The following is a 23,686-nucleotide window of genomic DNA, read 5'->3' as shown; positions in this document are numbered from 1 at the left end:
GACCGCAAGTCGCCGGGCCGACGTCGGTTGCCGGAGCCGCACACCGCCCGGTACGACCGATGGGTCAGGATAGGGCGGGAATCGCTGCACGACGTGGTGCGGGAGGGGGCTCATGACCGGGCGGAGTACGGCCGGCGCGGTGACGCGCGCGCTCGCCGAGGTGCACGCGGAGGTCGGCGTCCTGTCGGCCGGCGAGATCGTCAGCTACATTCCGCGGCTCGCGCTCGCCGATCCGACGCTGTTCGGGGTGGCGATGGCCAGCACCGAGGGCCACCGGTACCAGGCCGGCGACGCCGACGTGGCGTTCACGTTGCAGTCGGTGTCCAAGCCGTTCGTGTACGCGCTGGCGCTCGCCGACCGGGGCGTCGACGAGGTGTCGCGCTGGCTGCGGACCGAACCGAGCGGCGAGGCGTTCAACGCGATCAGCCTGGACCGGGCGACGGGCCGCCCCGCCAACCCGATGATCAACGCGGGCGCGATCTGCGCGACGGCGCTGGTGGCCGGCGACGACGCGGCCGAGCGGTACGAGCGCATCCGCGCGGTGCTGTCCGCGTTCGCCGGCCGGGACCTCGACATCGACCCCGAGGTGTACGCCTCGGAGGCGGCGACCGGTGACCGGAACCGGGCGCTGGCGTACCTGATGAAGGCGGCGGACGCGCTGCCCGGCGAGGTCGACGACAGCGTCGACACGTACTTCCGGCAGTGCTCGATCCGCGCCACCGCAAGCGATCTGGCCGTCATGGCGGCGACGCTCGGCAACGGCGGGGTCAACCCGGTGACCGGCGTACGGGTGGTCGCCGAACCGGTCGCGGTCGCCGTCCTGTCGGTGCTCGCCACCTGCGGCATGTACGACGCGTCCGGCGACTGGCTCGTCCGCGTCGGGCTGCCCGCCAAGAGCGGCGTGTCCGGCGGGATCATCGCCGTCAGCCCCGGCCGGTTCGGCGTCGCCGCGTTCAGCCCGCCGCTCGACACCACCGGCAACTCGGTACGCGGGGTGGCGGCGCTGCGCGAGGTGTCGTCCCGCTTCGGCCTGCACCTCATGCACGCCACGACCGCCGCGCCGACCGTCCGTACCGACGGGGCGGCCGGCGACACGTTGCGGCGCATCGCCCGGCACGACGCCGAACGCACCGCCGTGGCCCGCGCCGGCGACCGGGTACGGCTCGTCGGCGCGCAGGGCCGCCTCGACTTCACCAGCGCCGAACGCGTCGTCCACGCGCTCACCGCGCCGACCCCGCCGCCGACCTGGATCGTGCTGGACCTCAGCCGGGTACGGCACCTCGACCCGGTCGCGGCGACCATGCTGCGGCGTACCCTCGCCGAACTGACCGCGGCCGGGCACCGCGCCGCCGTGGTCGGCCACCAGCACCTGCCGCCCGCCGAACGGTTCGTGACCGCGGAGGCCGCGCTCGCCTGGTGCCTGGCCGGCCTCGTCGAGTTCGACGCCACCAGCGACTGACCGCCGGCCGCCGGTTCAGCGGCCCCAGGTGACCAGCGGAGACGTGTACAGCGCGCTGACCTTCTCGCCGTCGAGCCAGTCGCCCAACCGTTCGGCCTCGGCGTGCAGCGCCGACCGCGCGGCCCGGCCCGGATCGTCCGGCACGACCAGCTCGATCCGACCGTCCTCATCCGGTACGTACGCGCCGACGATGCGGCCGTCCCACCACACCGTGGTGCCGCCGTTGCCGGCGCGGTCGAAGATCGCCGGCGCGAACCCCGGGTCGACGTAGAAGTCGCGGTCCTTCCACCCCATCGTCGTCGGGTCGAGTGCAGGCAGCAGCGCCGCCCACGGTTCCACCGGCGGCTCGGGCGCCACGTCGTCCGGCAGTACCCAGCCGGTCTGGTCACGCTCCAGCTGCACCCGCACCGCGGCCAGGTCCGACAGCGCCCGCCGCATCGCCGCCTTCGTCGCGCCGAACCACCACACCAGATCCCGCTCCGTCGCCGGCCCGAACGTCCGCAGGTACGACTCGACCAGCACCTCGTACGCCGCGGGCGGCTCGCAGCGCGGCAGCGGCGCGCCCAGCCAGTCGTCCATCCGTGTCCACAGTGGACGGGACACCCGCCAGCGCCCGGAGTTGTTGCCGCGCACCAGATCCCCGGTCGCCGACAGCCAGGTCAGCACCCGCGGCGCCACGTGCACGACCCCACCGTACGATTTGTGCTCGTACCAGGACAGCTGGCCGGACAGCTCGGCCAGGCCCTCCCGCAGGTCCTTCGCGCTCAGCTCGGCGCCGCCGGCCAGCCGCCGCAGCACCGCCTCCCGGGCGGCGGCCAGCCAGCCCGCGCCGTCGTCGGTCACCCCGCCGGCCTCCAGGTCCCTGACCAGCCGGCCGGCCACCTGCTCGGCGACCCGCGCCGACGGGGCGCTCACCGCCGCCGGCAGCAGCTCCCGCGGAAACACGAACAGGGTGCGGCGCATCGCCAGCTGCTTCACCAGCGACCGCGACGAGTACAGCGCGTCGTCGAGGTCCGCGCGGGTGAACCCGTCGACCCGCGCCAACAACGACAGGTACGGCGTGGCCGCCTCGGTGCCGTGCAGCGCCGTCATCGCCCGCACCGCCGCCGGTACGTCCGCCACCCGGTGCCGTGGCGCGAGCGCGTGCCGGCGCGCCAGCCGGGCCCGCCGCTCCGCGTCGTCGATCAGCCGCATCCGTCCCCCCGCCAGCCTTCCTACCACCCGCCACCGCCGCCGAGTATGGCCAGGGGCATTCGGTTGCCACAGCCGCTCCCGGTCATGACCTCCCACGACCGCCTCGCCACCGGGTACGTCCTCGGACCGGTGCCGACAGGACGAACCGTCGAGCCGGAACCTCCGATATAGTCCTCCGCGCCGGATCTCGCGGCACGGTCCGGCGCGCCTGTCGGCCGGGGCGCCATGAATGGCGGGACAACCGATGATTGCGCACCGGCTTGCTGGGGGCCGCCCTGCTCATCGGGATCGGAGTCGTGGCGATCGTGAAACCGTCCGCCATCGACGAGGAACTCCAACGGACCCGCGCGGTCGAGGGCTTCGCACCGCGTTTCGGCCGCGGCATGGGATGCGTTCTCGGCCCGATCTTCGTTGCGATGGGCCTGTTGCTGGCCTTCGCTTCCCTCTTCGGCAAGGTCATCGTGAAATGACTGCACTGCGATCTCGGCCCGGCCTTCCTCGATCAGACACCAACCGTCGACCACGCCGATGACTCCGCGCCGGAGACGCACCGCCGCACGGGAAGCGCGGCGCGGACCCGGGATACCTTGCCGGACAAGGCATCCCGAGTACGACCGCGACGTACCAGTACGCGTCGTCACGCCCACCGGGCCGCACCACCACGTACCGGCCGGGCAGCGCCGGACCCTCGACCTGACCTGATCTGCCTGCGCCGCAACGGTTCCGGCTCGCCGCCGCGCGGCGCTGCGGGCGGGGCGGCATCATCGGAGGATGAGCAACGACACGGCCGGGATCGTCGGCGACACGGTCCCGCCCTACTACGCGGCCATCCTCACCACCGTCCTCGCCACCGATCCGGAGGACCTGGCCGGCTACGACGCCGCGTCCGAACGCATGCTGGACCTGGCCCGGTCCATGGACGGCTACCTGGGGCTGGAGTACGCGCGGGCGGACGGGGTGGGCGTCGCCGTGTCGTACTGGCGGGATCTGGACGCGCTGCGCGCCTGGCGCGAGCACGCCGAACACCTGGGCGTGCAGCTGCTCGGACGGCAGCGCTTCTACCGGGCGTACCGGGCGCGGATCTGCCGGGTCGAGCGGGAGTACGCCTGGCGGCGCGGCGATCCACTCGGCGCCCCGCCGTACCGGTGAGGGTCGGCCTCCCGAACCGGAATCACGACGCGGTGCGGGTGTCCGCGAAACCTTGGAACATCTCGACCAGGCCGCGCGGCGAGTCGGCGCGGAACAGCAGCTCCAGGCTCGCCGCGGACTCGCCGGCCGATCCCGCCGACCGCGGGAACAGCGCCCCCTCGTACTCGGCGAGCGCGGTGTCGGGGTCGTCCGGGTGGGCGGCGAGGGCGAGCGCGAGCTGCGCGCCGTCGTACAGGGCGAGGTTGGCTCCCTCGCCGGCGAACGGCGACATCAGGTGCGCCGCGTCGCCCAGCAGCGTCACGCCCGGCACCCGGTCCCACCGGACGCCGACCGGCAACGCGTTGATACGACGGGGAACCAGCGGCGTGTCGGCGTTCGCGACGAGCCCGCGCAGCGCACCGTCCCAGCCGTCGAGCCGGTTGAGCATCGCGGCCTTCGCGGCGGGCGTGTCGGTGAAGTCGACGGTGTCGACCCACCCCTCCGGTACCCGGAGGCCCAGGTACACGTGCAGGCTGCCGTCGATCTCCCGGTGGCCGAGAACGCCGGTGTCGCCCCGGAACGCGAACAGCATCCCCGCGCCCATCGCCGCCGCCTCGGCCGGATGCCGCGCGTCCGCGTCGAACAGGTCCGCTTCCACGAACGAGATCCCGGTGTACTCCGGCCACGCGTCGGTCACCAGCGGCCGCACCGTCGACCACGCGCCGTCCGCCCCGACGAGCAGGTCGGTGGTGACCCGCTCCCCGTTGCCGAACACGATCTCGTGCCGCCCCGGTACTCCCGCGACCGGCCGTACCGCGGTCGCCTTGTGTCCCCAGTGGACGGTGCCGTCGGGCAGCGAGTCGAGGAGCAGGTCGCGCAGGTGCCCGCGGTCGACCTCCGGGCGGCCGAGCCGACCGTCGTCCGGCTCCTCGTGCAGCACCGCGCCGGTGTGGTCGAGGATGCGCATGGCCTCGCCGCCGCGGTGGACGATCGCGGCGAACCGGTCCCAGAGCCCGGCCGCGTGGATCGCGACCTGGCCGCTGTCGTCGTGGATGTCCAACATCCCACCCTGTACTCGGGCGTGCCGGTCGGCGTCGAGGTCGTACACCGCCGCCTCGATGCCGTGCACGTGCAGGACGCGGGCGGCGGCGAGCCCGCCGGGCCCGGCCCCGAGGATGACGATCGGATGATGCGTGGTCATGCCCGTTCCCCCTTGGTACGTGCCGGTCAGTGCCCGGACCGCGGCACCGGCGTGGCGGCGATCCCGGCGACGAGCGCGCGGATCGCCCAACTGGCCCGGGCCTCCGGCGGCCCGGCGAGTACGGTGTCGGCGTGCGCGTGGACGTGTGGCGCGGTCTCCGGGTCAGCGTCCCGTACGGCACGGGTCAGGGCGGTCTCCGGGTCCGCCGGCGTGTCGACGTCGCCCGGCGCCGCGGCCCCGTGCTCGGCCGCGCTCGCGGTCACCTGCTGTACCAACAGATCCGCGCCCCACGCCGCGCGGTCCGCCGGCACGTCGCCCTCGATCAGCAGCCCCAGGATCCGGTCGTACAGCCGGAGCACGTTCGGCCCGGTCGGGCGCAGCACGAGCGCCGAGCGCGCCAGCCCCGGGTACGTCACCAGCACCTCCCGGTACGCGGACAGCGCGGACTCGATCCGCGCCAGCCAGCCACTGCGGCCGCGGCCGAGGGGCAACTGCCCGATCAGCTCGTCGAGCACCGCGGCCCGCAGCTCCGCCGTGTTCGCGACGTACACGTACAGCGAGGCGGGGCCGGTGTCGAGGGCCTGCGCGACCCGGCGCATCGTCGCCTTCTCCAGGCCCTCCGTACGCACGATCTCGATGGTCGCCGCGATGATCCACTCGCGGGACAGTGCCGGTTTCGCCGGCCGCTCGCGCCGGCTGCCTGCGTGCTTCGCCATGCCTCCAGTCTAACGAACATGTTCGTAACGAACACGTTCGTCAGCGGTAACGGTGGTCACGGTCCACCACACCGGCGTCGCGCTCGCCCTGCGCGATCCAGCCCGGTGCGGACCACAGCGCCCCGAACCGAACGCGCCGGCTCCGAACGCGCCGGGCGCCGTCGCCGGCCGGACCCGCGCGTTCGGCGGCGAGGCGTACGACCCGGTCGGGACCGGTACGTAAGGGACGGCGGGACGCGCCAGCGCTCGGCGGGTCGCCGTACCCGTGGCAAAATCGCCGGGTGCAGATCGGGATGCTGGGGCCGTTCGAGGTTCGTGTCGACGACGGTGGTCCCGTCGACGTGCCGGGTGCCCGGCTGCGGGGGTTGCTGATCGCGCTGGCGCTCGAACCGGGCCGGGTGGTGCCGAAGGCGACGCTGGTCGACTGGATCTGGGGCGAGGCGCCGCCGGCCGAGGCGGCGAACGCCTTGCAGCGCCTGGTGTCCCGGCTCCGGAAGGTACTGCCGGACGGGGCCGTCGAGGGCCACCCGGAGGGGTACCGGCTGCGCGTGGAGCCGGACGCCGTCGACGCCGTACGGTTCGAGCGGCTCGTGACGGAGGCGCGCGGCGGCGAGGACGTACGGCGGCTGCGGGAGGCGCTGGCGCTGTGGCGCGGGGCGGCGATGCAGGACGTCGGCCTGCGGGAGAGTACGGCGTTCGACGCGGCGGTGACCCGGCTCGACGGGCTGCGCCTGGCCGCGCTGGAGGACCGGTACGACGCGGAGGTCGCCCTCGGGCACGGCGCCGAGGTCGTCACCGAGCTGACCGACCTGGTCACCGCGTACCCGATGCGGGAGCGGTTCGTCGCCGCGCTGATGCGGGCGCTCGTCGCCACCGGCCGCGACACCGAGGCCCTGAAGGTCTACCAGCGTACGAAGGAGATGCTGGCCGACGAGCTGGGCGTCGACCCGTCGCCGGAGCTGGCGGCGCTGCACGTGTCGCTGCTGCGCGGCGAGCTGGGCCGGCGCGACACCACCCGCCGGACGAACCTGCGCGCCGAGCTGACCAGCTTCGTCGGCCGCGAGTCCGACGCCGCCGCGGTACGCGACCTCGTCGCGCGACACCGGCTCACCACGCTGATCGGGCCGGGCGGGGCCGGGAAGACGCGGCTGGCCACCGAGACCGGCCGTACCCTGCTCGGCGACCTGCCGGACGGCGTGTGGCTGGTCGAACTCGCCGCCATCGGTGCCGACGGCGACGTGGCGCAGGCGACGCTGGCCGCGCTGGGCCTGCGCGACGCGCTGCTCGGCGACGCGCCGAACGCGGACCCGGTCGACCGGCTGATCGCCGCGATCCGCGACCGCGAGGCGCTGCTGATCCTGGACAACTGCGAGCACCTGGTCGAGTCGGCGGCGACCTTCGCCCACCGCGTACTCGGGGAGTGCCGGGGGCTGCGGATCCTCGCCACCAGCCGCGAACCGCTCGGTATCACCGGCGAGGAGCTGTGGCCGGTGGAGCCGCTGGCGCTGCCCGGACAGGACGCCGCTGCCGGCGAGATCGAGGCGTCGCCCGCCGTCCAGCTGCTCCGCGACCGGGCCGGTGCGGTACGCCGGGATCCGGCCGACGACCCCGCCGCGCTGGCGACGATGGCCCGGGTCTGCCGGGCGCTGGACGGGATGCCGCTGGCGATCGAGCTGGCCGCGGCCCGGCTGCGCAGCATGTCCGTGGACCAGCTCGCGCACCGGCTCGACGACCGATTCCGCCTGCTGACCGGCGGCAGCCGTACGGCACTGCCGCGGCACCGTACGCTGCGCGCGGTCGTGGACTGGAGCTGGGAGCTGCTCACCGACGCCGAACGCCTGGTACTGCGCCGGTTGTCGGTGTTCGCGGGCGGTGCCGGCCTGGAGGCCGCCGAACGGGTCTGCGCCGGCGACACCGTCGACCGGGACGAGGTGCTCGACGTCCTCACCGCGCTGGTGGAGAAGTCACTGCTGGTCGCCGCCGGCGACAGCGCCCCGCGGTACCGGATGCTCGGCACCATCAAGGAGTACGCGGCGCTCAAGCTCGCGGAGGCGGGGGAGACCGAGCTGGCCCGCCTGGCGCACCTGGAGTACTTCGTCGACCTGACCGAGGCCGCGGACCCGCACCTGCGCCGGGCCGAGCAGCTCGAATGGCTCGCCGCGGTGGAGACCGAACACGACAACATCGCCGCCGCGCTGCGCTGGGCGCTGTCGGCGGGGCAGCCGGTGGGCGCGTCGCGGCTGGCCGCCGGCGCCGGCTGGTACTGGTGGCTCGCCGGGCACCGCGCCGAGGGCGTCGAGATGCTGACCGCGGCGGCGGAGACCCCGGGCGAGGTCGACGACGAGATCCGCGCCGTGCTGTACGCGCTGGTCTCGCACTACGCGAGCGCCGGCCGCAGCGACGAGCAGCGGGCCGCGGAGTGGATCCACGAGGCGTACCGGCTGGGTCAGCGCAGCGGATCGCGCGACCAGCGGCTGGCGTTCTCCGCGCCGCTGGAGCGGATGCTGCGGCAGGGGCCGGACGAGTTCCTGCCCGCGTGGGAGACGTTGCTGGACCACGACGACCCCTGGGTACGGGCGCTGGCCCGGTTCCACCTCGGCAAGATGCGCATCCAGCTCGGGCACGGCGGCCGGGACGCCGACGAGTACCTGGCGGCGGCGCTGGCCGAGTTCCGGGTGCTGGGTGAGCGGTTCGGGATCTCCCTCGCGCTGACCGAGCTGGCGGAACGGGTCGCGTCGCGCGGCGAGTTCACCGACGCCTGCGAGTACTACGAGCAGGCGATCGCGGCGGTCACGGAGCTGGGCGCGCTGGACGACGTGATCCCGATGCGCTCGCGCCAGGCCCAGCTGTACCAGCTGCTCGGGGACGGGGACGCCAGCGCGGCCGCGCTCGCCGAGGCCGAACGCGGCGCGGAGCGGGTCACCTGGCCGGCGGCGCTGGCCGAGCTGGCGTTCACGAAGGCGGTGCTGGCCCGGCTGGCGGGCGACCCGGACACCGCGCAGCGGCAGCTCGGTGTGGCGACCGCGCTGTTCGGCGACGAGGCCGACCGGGCGAACGTCCGGGCCGCGCGGCACGACCTGCTCGGCTACCTGGCGGACGATCCGCGGGACGCGCACATGCACCGGGTGGCGGCCTCCCGGGCGGCGGCCGAGGGCGGCAACCCGCTGATCATCGCGCAGGTCCTCGTCGGCGTCGCGGACCTGGCCCTGCGCCGCGACGAGTACGCGGAGGCGGCGCGGCTGATCGCGGCGAGTACCGCGCTGCACGGGCTGACCGACCACGCGAACCCGGACCTGATGCGGATCGAGGACACGGTACGGCGCCGCCTCGGCGACACGGTGTTCGCCGAGGCGACGCGGGAGGGTACGACGGCCGAGTGGACTCAGCTGGTGGAGGTCACGCTCGCCGCCTGAACGTGGTGAGCGCCCACACGTACCCGACGAGGCCGATGCCGACGCACCAGGCGAGTGCGGCGAGCGCCGTACCGGTCGACGGGGTGCCGGCCAGCAGCCCGCGCAGCGTCTCGATGATCGGCGTGAACGGCTGGTACTCGGCGAACTGCCGTACGCCGGGCCCCATCTTCTCCGCCGGTACGACGGCGCTGCTGAGGAACGGCAGCATGACCAGCGGCACGGTGAGCATGCCGGCCGTCTCCGCGGACTTCGCCGCCAGGCCGAGCGCGACGGTGAGCCAGCTGAGCGCGATGCCCACCGCCAGCACGAGTCCGGCGACGCCGAGCCAGTCGACGAGGCCCGCCGCCGGCCGGAACCCCAGCGCGAACGCCACCCCGACGATGGCACCGATCGCCAGCAGGCTGCGCAGGACGGTGACGACGACGTGGCCGGTGAGGACGGCGCCGCGGGAGACGTCCATGACCCGCAGCCGGTTGATGATCCCCTTCGTCATGTCCGTGTTCACCGACAGCGCGGTGGCGCTGAGCCCGTAGCTGATCCCCATCAGGATCATGCCGGGCGTCGCGTAGTCGATGTACCGCTCGCCCACGCTGAACGCGCCGCCGAGCACGTACACGAACATGACCATGAGGACGACCGGGAACAGGACCGCGTTGAACACCGCGACCGGGTTCCGTACCGTGTGCTTCACGTTGCGGCGCAACAGAACCATCGAGTCGGCGCTCATCGTGCCACCACCTCCGCGTTCGGGTGCCCGGTCAGGGCGAGGAAGACGTCGTCGAGGTCCGGCGTACGCACGGCGAACTCCTCGGCGCTGATCGAGTGCTCGTCCAGCCGGTCCAGCAGCCCCCGCAGCGCCGCCGACCCACCCGCATCCGGTACCCGCAGAGTCAGGTCGCCGTCGTCGCGCACGGCGCCGGGCAGTACCCGGGCGGCGGTGTCGAGGTCGGCGAGGTCGGCGAACCGCAGTTCGACGTGGCTGCCGGGGATCCGGCGCTTGAGGTCGGCCGGGGTGCCCTCCGCGACGAGCCGGCCCCGGTCCAGTACGGCGACGCGGTCGGCGAGCTGGTCGGCCTCGTCCAGGTACTGGGTGGTCAGGAAGATGGTCACGCCGTCGGCGACCAGCGTGCGGACGATGTCCCACATCGTCCGGCGGCTGCGAGGATCGAGGCCGGTCGTCGGCTCGTCCAGGAAGATGATCCGCGGGTCGCCGACCAGCGTCATCGCCAGGTCCAGCTTGCGGCGCATCCCGCCGGAGTAGGTCGACGCGGGCTTGCCCGCCGCGTCCGCCAGGTCGAACCGGTCCAGCAGGGACGTGACGAGCCGCCGTCCCGCGGCGCCGCCGACGTGCCGGAGATCCGCCATCAGCTGGAGGTTCTCCCGACCCGTCAGCATCTCGTCCACGGCGGCGAACTGTCCGGTCACGCCGATCGCCGCGCGTACCGCACGGGTGTCGGTGGTGACGTCGTGCCCGGCGACCCGTACCGTGCCGGCATCGGCCCGCGTCAACGTGGTCAGCACGTTGACCGTTGTCGTCTTGCCCGCCCCGTTCGGGCCGAGCAGGGAGAAGATGGTTCCCTCGGGTACGTCCAGGTCGATGCCGTCGAGGACCTTCTTGTCCCCGAACGACTTCCGCAACCCGGACACCGCGATCGCTGAAGTACTCACGTCGACCAGGTTCGGCGCGCCGTCTGACACCCACCTGACACGCCTCTGACACCGCCCCCCAGGTACGAGGCCCGCGGGCCGGGGATGTCCCGCACGCGGTCAGTCCGCGAGCCGCCGCATCGCCGCCGGCGGCGGGCCGTACCGGAGGCGGTGGGCGATCCGGTCGGCGCACTCGTCCGGGCTCAGCAGCGCGGTGTCGACCTCCAGGTCGTACCGGCCGGGTGTGTGGACGGCGCGCTGCCACCGCTCCACCGGGTCCACCACCGTGCCCTCCCGCCGGTACCCGGCGCCGCCCCAGGTCTCGCGGCGCCGCGCCCGGACGACGTCCACCGGGCACCGGACGCCGACGAGGAGTACCGGAAGGTCGTGGAGGGTACGGGCGGCGGCCGGCAGGATGCCCAGCGGTACCGAGTAGTCGTCGTGGTGCACGGCGTCGACGACCACGTCCACGCCCAGGCGCGCGTGTGCGGCGACCGACTCGTACAGGGCGGTCCAGAGGGTGGCCACGAGCGGTTCGAGGTCGGGGCGTTCACCGCCGGGCCGCAACCCGATACCGGGCTGGAACCGTTGCGGCGTCGCGTGTTTGAACCGGTCGACGCCCAGGTTGAGCCAGACGCCGGGAACGTGGTCCTGCATCGCCCGCGCGATGCTCGACTTCCCGGAACGCGGCGCGTCGTTCAGGATCACGACGCGGCCGACCGTCGCCACGCCGCCCTACCCGAACGGCCGGAACGCGTCGAACGCCGGCTCGACCGGCGGGTCGGGCAGCCGCAGCGCCCGCATCCGCGGCCGGCCCGCCGCGTCGACCGTGCCGCCGGCGAGCGCGTCGGGGACGACCCGCCAGCCGAGGTTCGTCTCGTAGTAGCGGGCGGCGGTGGCGACGGCCGGCCACCGGTGGTCGTCGAGGACGACCACCCCGCCCGGCCGCACGATCGTACGCAGGAAGTAGAGGTCGACGAACACCTCGTGGAACCGGTGGCTGCCGTCCACGAACGCCGCGTCGGCGGTGCGGCCCGCGGCAACCAGCCGCGGCAACGCCTGCGACGACGGCTCCCGCAGGAGCATCGCGAACGCGTCGAGCCCGGCGGAACGCAGCAGCCGCCACCCGACGTCCGCCCACACCGTGCCCTGGTACGGATCCACGATGACGTGCGCCGGCCCCGGCACGCCGCCCGACACCAGCGCTTCACCGATCGCCAGCGCCGAACTCCCGTACGCCAGGCCGATCTCGACCACGCTCCCGGCGCCCTCGGCGATCAGCAGGTCGCGCAGGGCGTCGCCGTCGCGGGCCGGTACGCTGACCCGTTCGGCGTCGTCCGCCGGGCCGCGGGTCCACTGTGGACCGTCCTGGGCCAGCCGTCGCCGGCACGCGGCCACCCGCTCGACGCTCGGCATCCCGCGCTGCGGTCCCATCGTCACATCCCTTTCCCACCAACGGATCGGCCGGTACCAGCCTGCGACCGCACCGCGCGATATTCAAGTCTTGTACCCGCGGCCCGCACGTGGTTGATTGGTGAGTGGAAGCCGTTCGCGGCCGGCGCGTGGTTCTGGGAGCCGTACGTGAGCGGCGCCGGCTCGTCCCGTCCGACATCGCCCCGCCACTCCATCGACCCAGTGTTTGCCGTACGTCAACGTCGGTGTGGGTCAGGCGCCGCAGAGCGTCCGGTACAGGGCGGGCAGCGCGGTGTCGAGCGGGTGCGGGCCGGGTCGGCCGTCGGCGCCGAGCGGGTTCGGTCGCGTCAGGTTGACCGCGACCGCCAGCTGCCGCCGGCCGTCCGCGCTGGTCATGGTGATCGCGCCGCCGCCCCAGACCGTACCGTCGTGGCCCCAGAACGTGCCGCGGCCGGGCATCTCGAACCGGTGCAGGCCGAGGCCGTAGTCGATCGTGGTGCCCTCGAACGAGATCACCGGCCCGGCCCGCTGCATCTCCGCGAGCGACGACGGCGCGACGATCCGGCCGGCGAGCAGCAGGCCGAAGAATCGGTTGAGGTCCGCCACGGTCGAGACCAGCGAGGCGGCCGGGCCCACCCAGGACATGTCGTACTCGCTGAAGTCGCGCGGCGGGTCGAACATCCCGAACCAGGACTCGTACAGGCGGGAGTGCGGTGCGTCGATCGTGGCGCCGGTCGGCAGCGAGGTGTCGCGCAGCCCGGCCCGTTCGATGACCTCCGCGGTGATGTACTCCTCGGCGCTGCCGCCGGTGACGTGCTCGATGAGGGCGCAGAGCAGCAGGTAGTTGGTGTTGGAGTAGACGCCGGGCGCGCCGCCGGGGGTTCCGACGGCGGGCGCGGCGACGCCCAGCGCGATCAGCTCCGTACGGTCGAACCGGGTGTGGCGGTGGTCCACGAGGCTGTCCGGCGTCGTACCGCCGATCGCCGGGAACGCCCGCAGCGACGGGTACGCGTGCGGCAGGTACTCGGCGAGGCCGCTGGTGTGGCTCAACAGCATCCGTACGGTCACCGCGTCGCCGCGGGCGCCCGGCACCAGCGCCGGCAGGTACCGGCCGATCGGGGTGTCGAGGCCGACCGCGCCGTGCTCGACGAGCCGGAGTACGGCGGCGGCGGTGAAGGTCTTGGTGATGCTGCCGACGCGGTGCCGCAGGTCGGCGGTGGCGGGGCGGCCGGTGTCGAGGTCGGCGACGCCGGCGGCGCCTTGCCACGTCTCGTCGCCGTCGCGTACCTCCGCGAACAGGCCGGGCATGCCGGCGCGGTGGACGTCGTCGAGGGCGGCCGCGAGTGCCGCGGGGTCGAGCGTGCTCATGGTCGACTCCATTTCGCTACCTCTGGTTTCGATACTCAAGGTAGCGCAACCCCGGGTAGGGTGTGCACATGACACCGACCACAGCCGGGCGGCCACCCGGACGCCCCCGCGCCGGTGTCACCGACGCCGTCTTCGCCGCCACCCTGCGCACCGTCCACGAGATCGGGTACGCCCGCGCCACCGTCGACCGCATCGCCGCCGCGGCCGGCATCGCCAAGACCACCGTCTACCGCCGCTGGCCGTCCAAGGGCGCGCTGATCATCGACTGCCTCCTCGACGCGTTCGGCCCCGTACCGCTGGCTGGCGACGACCGGGACGAGGTGATCTCCACGGCCGTCCGCTGGATCGCCGGCAAGATCGGCGAACCGGGTGTCGGCGACGCGTTCGCCGGCGTGTTCAGCGACGCCGTCAGCGATCCCGCCCTGCGCGACCTGCTCGCCAGCCGCTTCCAGGATCCGTACAGGATCGCGTTGCAGGACGCGCTCGGCGAACCCGAACACCGCGTCCTGTTCCTCATCGACACCGTCGTCGGCACCCTCCTGCATCGAATGGGTATGACCGGTCGGCCCATGGTCGACGCCGATGTCGACGCGCTCGTCGACATGGTCCGCCGGTACTTCACGCCCACCGCCGCGGGCCGCCGGCGTACCTGACCGTCGATGCTTTCGGTTGCGGCACAAGGGTTTCCCGCTGTCGACCCGGAACGGGCGCGGGCCGTGCGGCGGCCGTACGTGCCGGCCGGGCCCACCGAACGGGCGCGCCCGGATCGTCCTTCGGACGACCGGTATCAGCTGTTCGGCGGTGTCCCCGGCGGCCCGCGATCGTGATGCTGTTCCGGTGGGTGCACCGCGGTGGTCGTGGCCGGCGAGCAACACACCGGCCACTCCGGTACGCAGACGGCGCTGGTCGCCGCGTGCGACGGCACCGCGATGCGGCCTGTGGTACCGGATTGGAGTGACGCCGGGGCGGCCACCGCCGCCGCTCGGGGGGTTCCAGGAGCGTCGGCCGTGTGCCGGCCGCCCGCGTCACGAGTAAGGGGGACAGCAACGCCCCGGACGTCTGCGGCTCGTCCGGGGCGTTGGTGTGCCCACCGACGGATCCCTTACCCGGCAACCATTCCAGGTATCGGCGCGGTGCGCGTCGCGTGGCCGGAGCGGGGCGTACGAGGGAACGCGGTCCGGTGGTGGCGGGGGAGCGGCACACTGAGGATCATGACGAACGAGATTCCCGTACTCGCGTGCCCGCTGTGCCGTAACCAGGAGTTCCAGCAGGAGGAGGGGCGCCTGGACAGCAAGTGGGGCGTGACCTCGCACAAGATGACGCTGATGATCTGCACCCGCTGCCGGTACATCCTGCACTTCTACGACCGGCACTCGATCTTCGACTTCGACTGACGGTTCCGCGTCGTCAGGCGGATCGCGCCAGGTGGCGGAGCGCCTGGCGGACGGTGCCGTCCGGGTCGTTGCCGGCCTCCTTCGCATGGTGCGGCGTGAGCACTCGGCCGCGCGCCGGATCCGCCGGAAACGCCAGGCTGTACCGGAACGACACGGTGCCGTGCGGTCCGGTGTGGTCCAGCCGGTACGGCACCGTGTCGATGAAGCAGTTGGGTGCCCGCGCGGGCGGGACGCCGACGAGCGTCGCGCCCAGCCGCAGCACCATGAGCGCGATGTCCACCCCGGCGGAGAACGTGAACGCGTCGACCACGACCGCCACCGTCGGCCGGAGTGGTTGTCCCGCAAGGCTCTCCGGGTACGCGGCGAGGCTCGGCGACGCGTCGCGCAGCTCGGCCAGCCCGGCCGCGTTGCGACGCCGGCGTACGGCGGGGTCGGCACGGGCGCGCAGCCAGTCGCGTTCCGCGCCGAAGTCGTACCCGTACGCGGGGGAGCGGCCGTCGTGGGTCGCCGCGTACAGCGGGGAGTAGGGCGGGATCTGGTAGCCCTCGTCGACGTCGAGCAGCGCGTCCCGGCCGTACAACAGCAAGGCCAGCACGGTGGCGACGAGGGAGTTGCCGCCCGGACAGTGCCGCAGGTCGACGACGAGCCTGCGGCTGCCGGCCGCCGCCATCGCCGACACCAGCGCACCGATCGTCCCGCACGCCGTCGGTACCGCGGCGATCTGGTCGTCCACAGTGGAGGGAATCGGGTCGGTTCCCAGTCGCCGCAACGTATCCGGGAGCCGCTCGGCCAGCAGCCACCGGATCCCCGCGGCCCTCGCGTACTCGAAAGCCTCGCGGTAGCCGAGCAACCGGCCGAACCGCAGGTATCCGACATCGTCGAGCATCCGCCACGCGATGCCGTGCGGCCCCACCGCCGGCAGGTCGAGAGTGGACGGTCGGGCGATGCGCGCCGACCCCGCCCACCGCCGCGGCGTCAACGGCACCGACCCACCCGGCTCGACCGCCACCACCACCGGGTCGGTGTCGCCGGCCAGCTCGGCGACCAGGGCCGGATCGCGCAGCGCCCGCGCGAGGTTCACCAGGTTCCCGTACTCGTTGTCGCGGGCCGTCAGCTCCCGCATCCGGTCCGCGAGCCGCCCGGCCGGCACCCCCTTCACCGCGCGGAGCCGCGCACCCAGCAGCCCCCGGTTCCCCTCCTCGTACGCCGCGGCCACGTGCAGCCCGTCGGCGTCGACGTCCCACTCCAGCCCCAGGCTCGCCGCCGGCTCCGCGTCGTACGCGCGATTGGCCGGCAGGATCGTCGTGTGCGCGTCACGTACCCCGGCGACCAGCGGCCGCAACAGCGACAGGAACCCGGCAGCGGTGGCCCCGCCGTCCGGCAGCGCGTCCCGGGTCTCGGCCACCCGCCGCCAGAAGCCGATCACACCACCGAATCCCGCGTACGGATCCGGGTGGCTGTCGACCAGGGAGCGCACCAGCTGATCGAGATCCGCGTCGAGCCGATCGCGTGAACACCTCCGCCATCCGGGTGACGGTAGCCAACCGTCTCCACCCGCCGACCCGTTCGGGTACGTGCCGGCGCCGCGCGTGCCGCGGGGTGCGCCGGGTGTGCCGCGTTCCGGCGATATTCGTGGCCGCTTCGTCGCGTACGCGCCGGCTGCGCCCCGGGCTCCCGGAACCGGCGCGGCGCGCGGCGTGCGCCGCCGTCCGGCGCGGCGACCGGGTGCCGTGCCCGACATGGGCCCGGTGCGCGCCCCGGGCTCCGCGTCACGCCCGCACCCGGTTCGTGCGGTGTGTCCGCGCCGGCCGCACGACGCGTCGGGCTCGTCGCCGGTCGGCGCGCCCGTTCGGCCGTACGCGGCCGTTTTCGCGCACCGTTCGTCGAGTTGCCTGCCGTACGGCAATGATCGGCGGGGCGTGGGGTCGGCCGAGGTTGTGCGGACCGATAGGCTTGGGGGTCTGCCCCGGACGGTTGGTCCGGGCCGGAAGGAGGCAACCGATGGCCTTCGACACGGAGGCACGGCGCGCCGCACTCGCCGCGGCACGAGCCCGGGTGGCCGAGCTGACGGACGCGACGTCCCCGTCCGTCGAGTACGAGGGGGTCGACCCGGAAGGGATCGCGCGGGCGCGGATCGACGGCGCCGGAGCCGTACGCTCGCTCGAACTCGACCCTGTCGTCGCGCGAGTCCCGGACGAGATGGTGGGCGCCGCGGTGGTGGCGGCGATCGACGCGGCGGACGCCCTGCGCGTCGACGCCATCGGCGACCGGCTGGACGGAGAGTCGTCATGACCGAGTCCACCGAGCGGCTCGGGCAGCTGCCCCCGACGCTGCGGCACGCGCTGGCCGAGCACCGGGCCCGCGCCGCCGAGATCGGGGCGGAGACCGTCGAGGTGTCGTCCGACGACGGCACGCTTCGGGTCACCGCCACGCTGCACGGCCGCATCGTCGACGTCCACCTGCTGCCCGGCACGGCGAGCGGGGTCGACCGGTGCGCGCTGGCCGAGCGGATCGCGGACACCTGCCGGGCCGCGCAACGGCACGCCGCCGAACGGTACCGGGAGAAGCTGGACGCTGAGCTGCCGCCGGAGTACGCGGAGTATCGCCGGTTGATGGGCTCGCTCCTGCGCAACTGACGCCCGCCGGACCGCGGTCGGTGCATGGGAAGACGGCGCCGCGCGGGGTCAACGGCAGCGGCGCGGAAGGCGTGCTCGCGGACCCGTTGCACCCGCCGTCGGCGACGGGGAAGCCCGCGGCGCGTTCGAGTCGGGTCACGCCGGGTGCCGGACGGTGGCGAGCGTCGGTCGTACAGGAGGCCGTCGGGCAGGTGGCCGACGGCCATCTCCGCGAGCCAGCCGTTGACGACCCGCCGGCCACGTCAGGTACGGGCCGCACCGGTCGCCGCGTCGAAGCGCGGCACATCGTGCCCGAGTCTGACCGCGACTCCTCGTCTGCGCGCAGGTTGACGTCGATCTCGCCCGCCGCGGCGTCGGCGATGGTGCGCGCGCGAGTTCGGCGTCGGTGACGATTCGCCGCGATCCCACCCGGCAGCGGGTACGACGAGGCGAACCAGTTCTCCGCGCGCGTTCACGGCCGCTCCCGCGGGCGGTCGCCGGTGAGGGTGCGGCGCTGGCCGCCCGTCGCGAGCCCGAGCAGCAGCTCCGACGGACACCGCTTCCCTCCCACTCGTCGCGCACGCATGCGCGCCGTCGGCACGGCTGGGTGCCGATCCGGCGCTCCACAGTGCACGGTCGGAACAGTCCACTGTGGACGCACGCGGACGTTTCCGGCTGGTACGCAAGAAAAGTCGTCCCGTACGACTCCGTCCGGGTGCCTAGTGCCCAGTCGTACGTTGCGGACGCGCGGCGGCTCGCCGAGGCGCGGGCGATACCCACCGCGGTGCAGAAGCGGTACGGCATCGGCGACCAGGACCTGCTGGACCTGTGCGGCGAGCACGGCACGCGTACTTCTCGATCGCGGGTGCGGGGCGGGTCGCCGGTGCCGAGCCACCCGCCGTATTCGACGTGGCCCGCGCACGGCGCGTCACGCCAGGACGCTGCACCAGCGCCCACGTCCGGCCCGTCCCCGGTACCGGCGATCCCGGAGAACGTCGTCGCGGACGAGCTGGCCCGGCGGCGCGACGCCAGCTGGGCCGGGCGATCGGGCTTGACGGTGCCGCGGGCGGATGGTCCGATACGGGCGGGTGCGGTCTCGACGATGCGGGAGTGTCCGATGGGTACGCGCGATCTCCGGCCGTACGGCTGGGATCCGGCGCACGGCCGCCGGCGGTACGAGCCGGAGCGGTGGGAGCGCGAGCAGGCGGAGCGCGAGGATCCACCGGTGCGCAGCAGCTGGGACCTGTACCAGCGCCGGAACGCGAGCGCGAGGAGCGGGAGCGCTGGGAGGGCGACGCCGAGCCGGACGACGGCTGTGCCGAGTGGCCGATCTGACCCGGGTCACCATCCACTGTGGACGGTGGTACGCCGACCGCCCGGCCGCGCGCGGCACCGTCTAGGCTCGGCGGCATGCCGGACACGCAGTACGAGGACCTGCTCCGCCACGTGCTCGACACGGGCGCCCACAAGGCGGACCGTACCGGCACGGGCACCCGGTCGATCTTCGGACACCAGCTGCGGTACCGGCTGTCCGAGGGCTTCCCTCTCATCACGACGAAGAAGGTCCACTTCCGGTCGATCGCGTACGAGCTGCTCTGGTTCCTGCGCGGCGACGCCAACGTCGGCTGGCTGCGCGAGCACGGCGTCACGATCTGGGACGAGTGGGCGGCGCCCGACGGCGACCTCGGCCCCGTGTACGGCGTGCAGTGGCGGTCCTGGCCGACCCCCGACGGCGGCCACGTCGACCAGATCGCCGACGTGCTGCGTACCCTGCGGGAGAATCCCGACTCCCGGCGGATCATCGTCTCCGCCTGGAACGTCGCGGACATCCCGCGCATGGCGCTGCCGCCGTGCCACGCGTTCTTCCAGTTCTACGTGGCCGACGGCGAGCTGTCCTGCCAGCTGTATCAGCGCAGCGCCGACCTGTTCCTCGGCGTGCCGTTCAACATCGCCAGCTACGCGCTGCTCACCCACATGATCGCCGACCAGGTCGGCCTGCGCGTCGGCGACTTCGTCTGGACCGGCGGCGACTGCCACGTGTACGACAACCACGTCGAGCAGGTCCGCACCCAGCTCGCCCGGGACGCGCGCCCGTTCCCCACGCTGCGGCTCGCGCCCGCCGACAGCCTCTTCGACTACACGTACGAGCACTTCACCGTCGAGGGGTACGACCCGCATCCCGGCATCAAGGCGCCGGTGGCGGTGTGATCGGCCTCGTCTGGGCGCAGTCGTCCACCGGGGTGATCGGCCGCGACGGCGCGCTGCCGTGGCATCTGCCCGAGGACATGGCGCACTTCCGTACCCTGACCGCCGGCGCCACCGTCCTGATGGGCCGGCGCACCTGGGAGTCGCTGCCCGCCCGGTTCCGGCCCCTGCCCGGCCGCCGCAACCTTGTCCTCTCGCGTACTCCGCAGGACGGTGCGGAGACGTTCCCCGACCTGCCGCAGGCCCTCGCCGCCGCCACCGGCGACGTGTGGGTGATGGGCGGCGCCGCCGTGTACCGGGCGGCCCTGCCGTACGCGGACCGGATCGTCGTCACCGAGATCCGCGAGCCGTACGACGGCGACACGTACGCCCCGGACGTCGGCCGGCCCGCCGACACCGTCGGCCCCTGGCAGGAGTCCACCACCGGCCTGCACTACCGCTTCCACACCTGGACCTGACCACCGATCCCGGTACGGAAAGCGTTGCGCCGCAACCGATCCGGCGCTCAGCCGCGCCGCGCGTGGAACGCCGGGGCCGCGCTGCTCGGACACGGCTGGCCGGCACCCCGGCGGATGAGTACCTGCACGTACGTCAGAGGCGGCTGCCGCCGCGGTGACGCGTGTCGTACTTGGTGAGCTGCTCGCGGTTGCTCCGCTGTGCCTCGCGCACGGTCGTCGTGCCGTCGCCGGTACTGCGCAGGCGGCGCCACACCCGTTGCCACCATCCCCGTATGCCCATGCGTACCTCCTTCACCCCCGAGCGTCGCAGGGCGGCGCCACCCCGTGGGTCAGGTCCAGTCGATCCGGTGCCGCAACAGCGAACGTTCCGCCGGGTTGTCGGTACGCGCGAGCGCGCGTTCGTCCGCGGCGCGGGCACCCGCCGGGTCGCCGAGCTGGCGCAGCAGGTGCGCCCGGGTGGCGTGGTACAGGTGGTAGCCGTCGAGGTCCGCGGCGAGCGCGTCGACCTCGGCGAGCGCCGCGACCGGGCCGATCACGTACCCGAGGGCGACGGCGCGGTGCAGCCGGGTGACGGGTGACGGGGCCAGGTACAGCAGCATGTCGTACAGGACGAGGATCTGCGTCCAGTCGGTGTCCTCCCAGCGCGGCGCCTCCGCGTGGCAGGCCAGGATCGCCGCCTGCACCTGGTACGGGCCGGGTCGGCGCTGCGCCGCCGCGCGCGCGAGCAGCCGGCCGGACTCGGCGATGAGGTCGTGGTCCCAGCGCGACCGGTCCTGCCGCTGCAACTGGACGATCTCGTCGTTGTCGTCGAAGCGTTCGGTGGCGCGGGCGCGGTGCAGCCGGATCAGCGCGAGCAGCCCGGCCGGTTCCGGCTCGGTCGGCATCAGCCGGTGCAGCAGCGCGGCCAGGAACTCGGCGTCGTCGGTGAGGTCCCGGGACGTGGTGCGCGCCCCGTCGCTCGACAGGTACCCCTCGTTGAACAGCAGGTACACCACGGCGAGTACCTCGGCGGTGCGGTCGCCCAGCTCGTCCGGCGACGGGATCCGGTACGGGATGCGCGCCGCGCGGATCTTCCGCTTCGCCCGCGTGATGCGCTGCCCGATCGTGGCCTCCGGTACGAGGAACGCCTTGGCGAGCTGCGCGGTGGTCAGCCCGCACACGACCCGTAGGGTGAGCGCCACCTGGGCGGCGCGCGGCAGCGCCGGGTGGCAGCACGTGAAGATCAGCTTCAGCCGGTCGTCGGCCCGCGGCTCGGCCGGCGACTCCAGCAGCGCCAGCTTGTCCCGGTACCGGTGCTGGCGGCGCAGCTGGTCGAGGCCGCGCCGCCGCGCCACCGTGTACAGCCAGGCGTCCGGGCGGTCCGGGATGCCCTCGACCGGCCAGTGCGTCAGCGCCGCCTCCACCGCGTCCTGTACCAGGTCCTCGGCGGCGCTGAAGTCGCCGACCAGCGGTACCAGGGACGCGGCGAGCCGGCCCGCGTGGTCGCGGACCACCCGGGTCAGCTCGGCGTGCGTCGGCAGGGTCACGTCAGTCCATCGCCGGCCGGATCTCGACGACCGGGCAGGCCGGCCAGGACCGGGCGACGCGCAGCGCCTCGTCCAGGTCGGCGACGTCGATCTCGGCGTACCCGCTGACGATCTCCTTGCCCTCCACGAACGGGCCGTCGGACACCAGCGGCTCGTCGCGGTCCAGCCGCATCGTGGTGGCGGTGTCGCCGGCCAGCAGCTTGGTGTGGTGGGTGATCACCTCGCGGTGGTCGTCGAACCACTGCTGCACCTTCGCGTACGCGGCCTGCCGGTCCGGTCCCTCCAGCGCCGCCAGCTCGGCCTCGAACTCCTCGGTCTCCACGAACAACAGCACGTACTTCACTGGTCCTCCTCGGTGGTCCGCGCGGCCATGGCCGTCATCCGGCGGGTCGCCTCCTCGCTACTGACGTCCTCGATGTGCGACGCGACCGTCCACGCCTGCCCGTACGGGTCCAGGATGAACGCGTCGCGCGCGCCGTAGAACTGGTCCTGCGGCGGCCGTCGTACGGTCGCGCCGAGCTCGGCGGCGCGCGCCACGACGGCGTCCACGTCCGCGACGTACACGTACTGGAACACCGGGGTGCCGGGCAGGCCACCGGGCGGCGGCGCCTGCGTACCGAGGAAGGGGCTGGCGTCCTCCACGATCACCACCGCGTCGCCGATCTCCATCTCGGCGTGCGCGATGCTGCCGTCCGGCCCCGGGAACCGCAGCCGTACGGTCGCGCCGAACACCTCGCCGTAGAACTCCAGCGCCTTGCCCGCGTCGTTCACCACCAGGCAGGGCGTGACCCGCCGGTACGTGGTCGGTATGGGGTCTGGTGCCTTCTTTGTCGCCATCGGAATCCCTCGCTTCCGTTGTTGCTCCTACCAGACAGACGACCGGCGCGGCCCACGATCCGACAACCGCCGCGACCAATCCCTCGATCAGTGGGGCCGCCCGCGTACGCCCGCGCACGGCGGGGGATCGTGGTGGACAGGCGGCGCCGGCCGCCGACCGGGCAGTGGGAGGCGGTGGCGTGGACCGGATCGTGGCCGAGACGATCGGCACGACGCGGCTCGATCTGCTCCCCCTGCACGCCGGGTACGCCGCGGAGATGGCGACCGTGCTCTCCGACCCGGCGCTGCACACGTACCTCGGGGGCGCGCCGGAGTCCGTGGCGGCGTTGCGCGCCCGGTACGAGCGGCAGACCGCCGGCTCGCCCGACCCGGCCGTCACCTGGCTGAACTGGGTCGTCCGGCTCCGCGCCGAATCATGCCTGACCGGTACGGTGCAGGCCACGGTCGGGCCGGACGGCGTCGCCGAGATCGCCTGGGTGATCGGTACGCCGTGGCAGGGTCGGGGCATCGCCACCGAGGCCGCCCGCGGACTCGTCGACTGGCTCGCCGGCCGCGGCGTACGGGCGGTCATCGCGCACATCCACCCCGACAACCGGGCCTCCGCCGCCGTCGCCTCCGCCGCCGGCCTCACCCCCACCGCCGAGTCGCACGACGGCGAGGTCCGCTGGCGCCGCGACCTCGCACCCGTGCCGTGACCCGACCGCGCGCGAACCCGTTCGCCGGAGTGCCAACCTTTCCGGGGCCGGCCGCGCTCTACAGGGTGTCGAGGGAGGTGGGCGTGTGACGGAGCCCGCGGGGTTCACCGAGTTCGTGGCGGTCAGCTCGACCGCGCTGACCCGGTTCGCGTACCTGGTGACGGGGGACCGGCAGCTGGCCGAGGACCTGCTCCAGTCCGGCGTTGACGAAGGTGGCGCGGTGTTGGAGCCGCGTCGAGGATCCGCTGGCGTACACGAAGCGGCAAGGGATTCAAGGCCCGACCGGACGTTGCCGGCCGGCGTTCCTCGTCGGACTATCGGGACTTGCGCGACCCCGGCAAGGAGGCGTGGACCGGCAAGGGCGTCTGCTCGGAGGACATGCCTTTCCTTGCCCGGTACGGGTTTCCGGGCTCGGGT

General features: G+C 73.6%; 24 protein-coding genes. 11 read left to right on the top strand and 13 right to left on the bottom strand.

Features of this window, described 5'->3' with window-relative positions; all coding sequences use genetic code 11:
• Positions 1 to 112 precede the first annotated feature (112 nt).
• Positions 113 to 1,459 carry a glutaminase A gene (gene glsA, locus Aru02nite_RS04515; protein WP_203655115.1) on the top strand — a complete coding sequence of 449 codons (1,347 nt, stop codon included), beginning with the start codon at positions 113 to 115 and terminating at the stop codon, positions 1,457 to 1,459.
• Between the two features lie 15 nt (positions 1,460 to 1,474).
• On the opposite strand, the gene Aru02nite_RS04510 is transcribed toward glsA, so the two are convergent.
• A complete protein-coding gene (locus tag Aru02nite_RS04510) occupies positions 1,475 to 2,653 on the bottom strand; it encodes a winged helix DNA-binding domain-containing protein (RefSeq protein WP_203655113.1) in 1,179 nt (392 codons plus the stop codon).
• A 296-nt stretch (positions 2,654 to 2,949) separates the two neighbouring features.
• On the opposite strand from Aru02nite_RS04510, the gene Aru02nite_RS04505 reads away from it, so the two are divergent.
• Together Aru02nite_RS04505 and Aru02nite_RS04500 are read left to right on the top strand one after the other, a co-directional pair.
• The gene (locus Aru02nite_RS04505; protein WP_203655111.1) at positions 2,950 to 3,123 is read left to right on the top strand and encodes a hypothetical protein; all 174 of its coding nucleotides are present in this window, start codon (positions 2,950 to 2,952) and stop codon (positions 3,121 to 3,123) included.
• A gap of 301 nt (positions 3,124 to 3,424) precedes the next feature.
• Positions 3,425 to 3,802 carry an antibiotic biosynthesis monooxygenase family protein gene (locus tag Aru02nite_RS04500; RefSeq protein WP_203655108.1) on the top strand — a complete coding sequence of 126 codons (378 nt, stop codon included), beginning with the start codon at positions 3,425 to 3,427 and terminating at the stop codon, positions 3,800 to 3,802.
• A 22-nt stretch (positions 3,803 to 3,824) separates the two neighbouring features.
• Here Aru02nite_RS04500 and Aru02nite_RS04495 read toward each other — a convergent pair whose 3' ends face one another.
• Positions 3,825 to 4,982 (bottom strand): FAD-dependent oxidoreductase, encoded by a 1,158-nt coding sequence (locus Aru02nite_RS04495; RefSeq protein ID WP_203655106.1) that lies wholly within the window; start codon positions 4,980 to 4,982, stop codon positions 3,825 to 3,827.
• Between the two features lie 26 nt (positions 4,983 to 5,008).
• Complete coding sequence (locus Aru02nite_RS04490) at positions 5,009 to 5,698, bottom strand: TetR/AcrR family transcriptional regulator (RefSeq protein ID WP_203655104.1); 690 nt, start codon at positions 5,696 to 5,698, stop codon at positions 5,009 to 5,011.
• Between the two features lie 281 nt (positions 5,699 to 5,979).
• On the opposite strand from Aru02nite_RS04490, the gene Aru02nite_RS04485 reads away from it, so the two are divergent.
• Complete coding sequence (locus tag Aru02nite_RS04485; protein WP_203655102.1) at positions 5,980 to 9,111, top strand: ATP-binding protein; 3,132 nt, start codon at positions 5,980 to 5,982, stop codon at positions 9,109 to 9,111.
• On the opposite strand, the gene Aru02nite_RS04480 is transcribed toward Aru02nite_RS04485, so the two are convergent.
• The 5 genes from Aru02nite_RS04480 to Aru02nite_RS04460 form a co-directional block, all read right to left on the bottom strand.
• Entirely contained in the window at positions 9,095 to 9,838 is a 744-nt protein-coding gene (locus tag Aru02nite_RS04480; RefSeq protein WP_203655100.1) for an ABC transporter permease, read from the bottom strand. The two genes, Aru02nite_RS04485 and Aru02nite_RS04480, sit on opposite strands and share 17 nt — an antisense overlap.
• The gene (locus Aru02nite_RS04475) at positions 9,835 to 10,779 is read right to left on the bottom strand and encodes an ATP-binding cassette domain-containing protein (protein ID WP_203655098.1); all 945 of its coding nucleotides are present in this window, start codon (positions 10,777 to 10,779) and stop codon (positions 9,835 to 9,837) included. The genes Aru02nite_RS04480 and Aru02nite_RS04475 overlap by 4 nt, the downstream gene beginning before the upstream one ends.
• 99 nt (positions 10,780 to 10,878) lie before the next feature.
• Positions 10,879 to 11,487, bottom strand: coding sequence for a chloramphenicol phosphotransferase CPT family protein (locus Aru02nite_RS04470; protein ID WP_203655096.1), 609 nt, complete (start codon positions 11,485 to 11,487; stop codon positions 10,879 to 10,881).
• Positions 11,488 to 11,493: 6 nt separating this feature from the next.
• Positions 11,494 to 12,192, bottom strand: a complete 699-nt coding sequence (locus Aru02nite_RS04465) for a class I SAM-dependent methyltransferase (RefSeq protein WP_203655094.1) — start codon at positions 12,190 to 12,192, stop codon at positions 11,494 to 11,496.
• 231 nt (positions 12,193 to 12,423) lie between these two features.
• Complete coding sequence (locus Aru02nite_RS04460) at positions 12,424 to 13,539, bottom strand: serine hydrolase domain-containing protein (protein WP_203655092.1); 1,116 nt, start codon at positions 13,537 to 13,539, stop codon at positions 12,424 to 12,426.
• A 68-nt stretch (positions 13,540 to 13,607) separates the two neighbouring features.
• Between Aru02nite_RS04460 and Aru02nite_RS04455 the strand changes: the two genes are divergently transcribed.
• Both Aru02nite_RS04455 and Aru02nite_RS04450 read left to right on the top strand, forming a co-directional pair.
• A complete protein-coding gene (locus tag Aru02nite_RS04455; RefSeq protein WP_203655090.1) occupies positions 13,608 to 14,192 on the top strand; it encodes a TetR/AcrR family transcriptional regulator in 585 nt (194 codons plus the stop codon).
• 558 nt (positions 14,193 to 14,750) lie between these two features.
• Positions 14,751 to 14,933: a zinc ribbon domain-containing protein gene (locus tag Aru02nite_RS04450; protein ID WP_203655088.1), complete on the top strand. Its 183-nt coding sequence runs from the start codon at positions 14,751 to 14,753 to the stop codon at positions 14,931 to 14,933.
• 13 nt (positions 14,934 to 14,946) lie between these two features.
• On the opposite strand, the gene Aru02nite_RS04445 is transcribed toward Aru02nite_RS04450, so the two are convergent.
• A complete protein-coding gene (locus Aru02nite_RS04445; RefSeq protein WP_203655086.1) occupies positions 14,947 to 16,410 on the bottom strand; it encodes a hypothetical protein in 1,464 nt (487 codons plus the stop codon).
• A gap of 524 nt (positions 16,411 to 16,934) precedes the next feature.
• Here Aru02nite_RS04445 and Aru02nite_RS04440 point away from each other — a divergent pair.
• The 4 genes from Aru02nite_RS04440 to Aru02nite_RS04425 all read left to right on the top strand — a co-directional run bounded on the left by Aru02nite_RS04440 (position 16,935) and on the right by Aru02nite_RS04425 (position 20,211).
• Positions 16,935 to 17,225 carry a hypothetical protein gene (locus Aru02nite_RS04440; RefSeq protein WP_203655084.1) on the top strand — a complete coding sequence of 97 codons (291 nt, stop codon included), beginning with the start codon at positions 16,935 to 16,937 and terminating at the stop codon, positions 17,223 to 17,225.
• Complete coding sequence (locus tag Aru02nite_RS04435) at positions 17,222 to 17,569, top strand: YbaB/EbfC family nucleoid-associated protein (RefSeq protein ID WP_203655082.1); 348 nt, start codon at positions 17,222 to 17,224, stop codon at positions 17,567 to 17,569. The genes Aru02nite_RS04440 and Aru02nite_RS04435 overlap by 4 nt, the downstream gene beginning before the upstream one ends.
• A 1,389-nt stretch (positions 17,570 to 18,958) precedes the next feature.
• Positions 18,959 to 19,756 (top strand): thymidylate synthase, encoded by a 798-nt coding sequence (locus tag Aru02nite_RS04430; RefSeq protein WP_203655080.1) that lies wholly within the window; start codon positions 18,959 to 18,961, stop codon positions 19,754 to 19,756.
• Positions 19,753 to 20,211 (top strand): dihydrofolate reductase, encoded by a 459-nt coding sequence (locus Aru02nite_RS04425; RefSeq protein WP_203655078.1) that lies wholly within the window; start codon positions 19,753 to 19,755, stop codon positions 20,209 to 20,211. The genes Aru02nite_RS04430 and Aru02nite_RS04425 overlap by 4 nt, the downstream gene beginning before the upstream one ends.
• A gap of 133 nt (positions 20,212 to 20,344) precedes the next feature.
• Here Aru02nite_RS04425 and Aru02nite_RS04420 read toward each other — a convergent pair whose 3' ends face one another.
• Genes Aru02nite_RS04420 through Aru02nite_RS04405 form a run of 4 tightly spaced genes read right to left on the bottom strand, consistent with a single transcriptional unit; the run spans position 20,345 to position 22,574 of the window.
• A complete protein-coding gene (locus Aru02nite_RS04420; protein ID WP_203655076.1) occupies positions 20,345 to 20,491 on the bottom strand; it encodes a hypothetical protein in 147 nt (48 codons plus the stop codon).
• Positions 20,492 to 20,540: 49 nt separating this feature from the next.
• Positions 20,541 to 21,737 carry an RNA polymerase sigma factor gene (locus Aru02nite_RS04415; protein WP_239076399.1) on the bottom strand — a complete coding sequence of 399 codons (1,197 nt, stop codon included), beginning with the start codon at positions 21,735 to 21,737 and terminating at the stop codon, positions 20,541 to 20,543.
• Between the two features lies 1 nt (position 21,738).
• Positions 21,739 to 22,080: a YciI family protein gene (locus Aru02nite_RS04410; protein WP_203655074.1), complete on the bottom strand. Its 342-nt coding sequence runs from the start codon at positions 22,078 to 22,080 to the stop codon at positions 21,739 to 21,741.
• Positions 22,077 to 22,574, bottom strand: a complete 498-nt coding sequence (locus Aru02nite_RS04405) for a VOC family protein (protein ID WP_203655072.1) — start codon at positions 22,572 to 22,574, stop codon at positions 22,077 to 22,079. The genes Aru02nite_RS04410 and Aru02nite_RS04405 overlap by 4 nt, the downstream gene beginning before the upstream one ends.
• 179 nt (positions 22,575 to 22,753) lie before the next feature.
• On the opposite strand from Aru02nite_RS04405, the gene Aru02nite_RS04400 reads away from it, so the two are divergent.
• Positions 22,754 to 23,269 carry a GNAT family N-acetyltransferase gene (locus tag Aru02nite_RS04400; RefSeq protein WP_239076398.1) on the top strand — a complete coding sequence of 172 codons (516 nt, stop codon included), beginning with the start codon at positions 22,754 to 22,756 and terminating at the stop codon, positions 23,267 to 23,269.
• The last annotated feature ends 417 nt before the right edge of the window (positions 23,270 to 23,686 follow it).

It is taken from the genome of Actinocatenispora rupis, from assembly GCF_016861975.1.
GTDB lineage: Bacteria > Actinomycetota > Actinomycetes > Mycobacteriales > Micromonosporaceae > Actinocatenispora > Actinocatenispora rupis.
This window is presented reverse-complemented; position numbering and strand designations above follow the sequence as displayed.

Bases quoted from the DNA above. Each gene is read 5' to 3' on its own strand.
- glsA (WP_203655115.1), top strand. From the start codon at position 113: ATGACCGGGCGGAGTACGGCCGGCGCGGTGACGCGCGCGCTCGCCGAG.
- Aru02nite_RS04510 (WP_203655113.1), bottom strand. From the start codon at position 2,653: ATGCGGCTGATCGACGACGCGGAGCGGCGGGCCCGGCTGGCGCGCCGG.
- Aru02nite_RS04500 (WP_203655108.1), top strand. From the start codon at position 3,425: ATGAGCAACGACACGGCCGGGATCGTCGGCGACACGGTCCCGCCCTAC.
- Aru02nite_RS04495 (WP_203655106.1), bottom strand. From the start codon at position 4,982: ATGACCACGCATCATCCGATCGTCATCCTCGGGGCCGGGCCCGGCGGG.
- Aru02nite_RS04490 (WP_203655104.1), bottom strand. From the start codon at position 5,698: ATGGCGAAGCACGCAGGCAGCCGGCGCGAGCGGCCGGCGAAACCGGCA.
- Aru02nite_RS04480 (WP_203655100.1), bottom strand. From the start codon at position 9,838: ATGAGCGCCGACTCGATGGTTCTGTTGCGCCGCAACGTGAAGCACACG.
- Aru02nite_RS04465 (WP_203655094.1), bottom strand. From the start codon at position 12,192: ATGGGACCGCAGCGCGGGATGCCGAGCGTCGAGCGGGTGGCCGCGTGC.
- Aru02nite_RS04460 (WP_203655092.1), bottom strand. From the start codon at position 13,539: ATGAGCACGCTCGACCCCGCGGCACTCGCGGCCGCCCTCGACGACGTC.
- Aru02nite_RS04455 (WP_203655090.1), top strand. From the start codon at position 13,608: ATGACACCGACCACAGCCGGGCGGCCACCCGGACGCCCCCGCGCCGGT.
- Aru02nite_RS04450 (WP_203655088.1), top strand. From the start codon at position 14,751: ATGACGAACGAGATTCCCGTACTCGCGTGCCCGCTGTGCCGTAACCAG.
- Aru02nite_RS04440 (WP_203655084.1), top strand. From the start codon at position 16,935: ATGGCCTTCGACACGGAGGCACGGCGCGCCGCACTCGCCGCGGCACGA.
- Aru02nite_RS04435 (WP_203655082.1), top strand. From the start codon at position 17,222: ATGACCGAGTCCACCGAGCGGCTCGGGCAGCTGCCCCCGACGCTGCGG.
- Aru02nite_RS04430 (WP_203655080.1), top strand. From the start codon at position 18,959: ATGCCGGACACGCAGTACGAGGACCTGCTCCGCCACGTGCTCGACACG.
- Aru02nite_RS04420 (WP_203655076.1), bottom strand. From the start codon at position 20,491: ATGGGCATACGGGGATGGTGGCAACGGGTGTGGCGCCGCCTGCGCAGT.
- Aru02nite_RS04405 (WP_203655072.1), bottom strand. From the start codon at position 22,574: ATGGCGACAAAGAAGGCACCAGACCCCATACCGACCACGTACCGGCGG.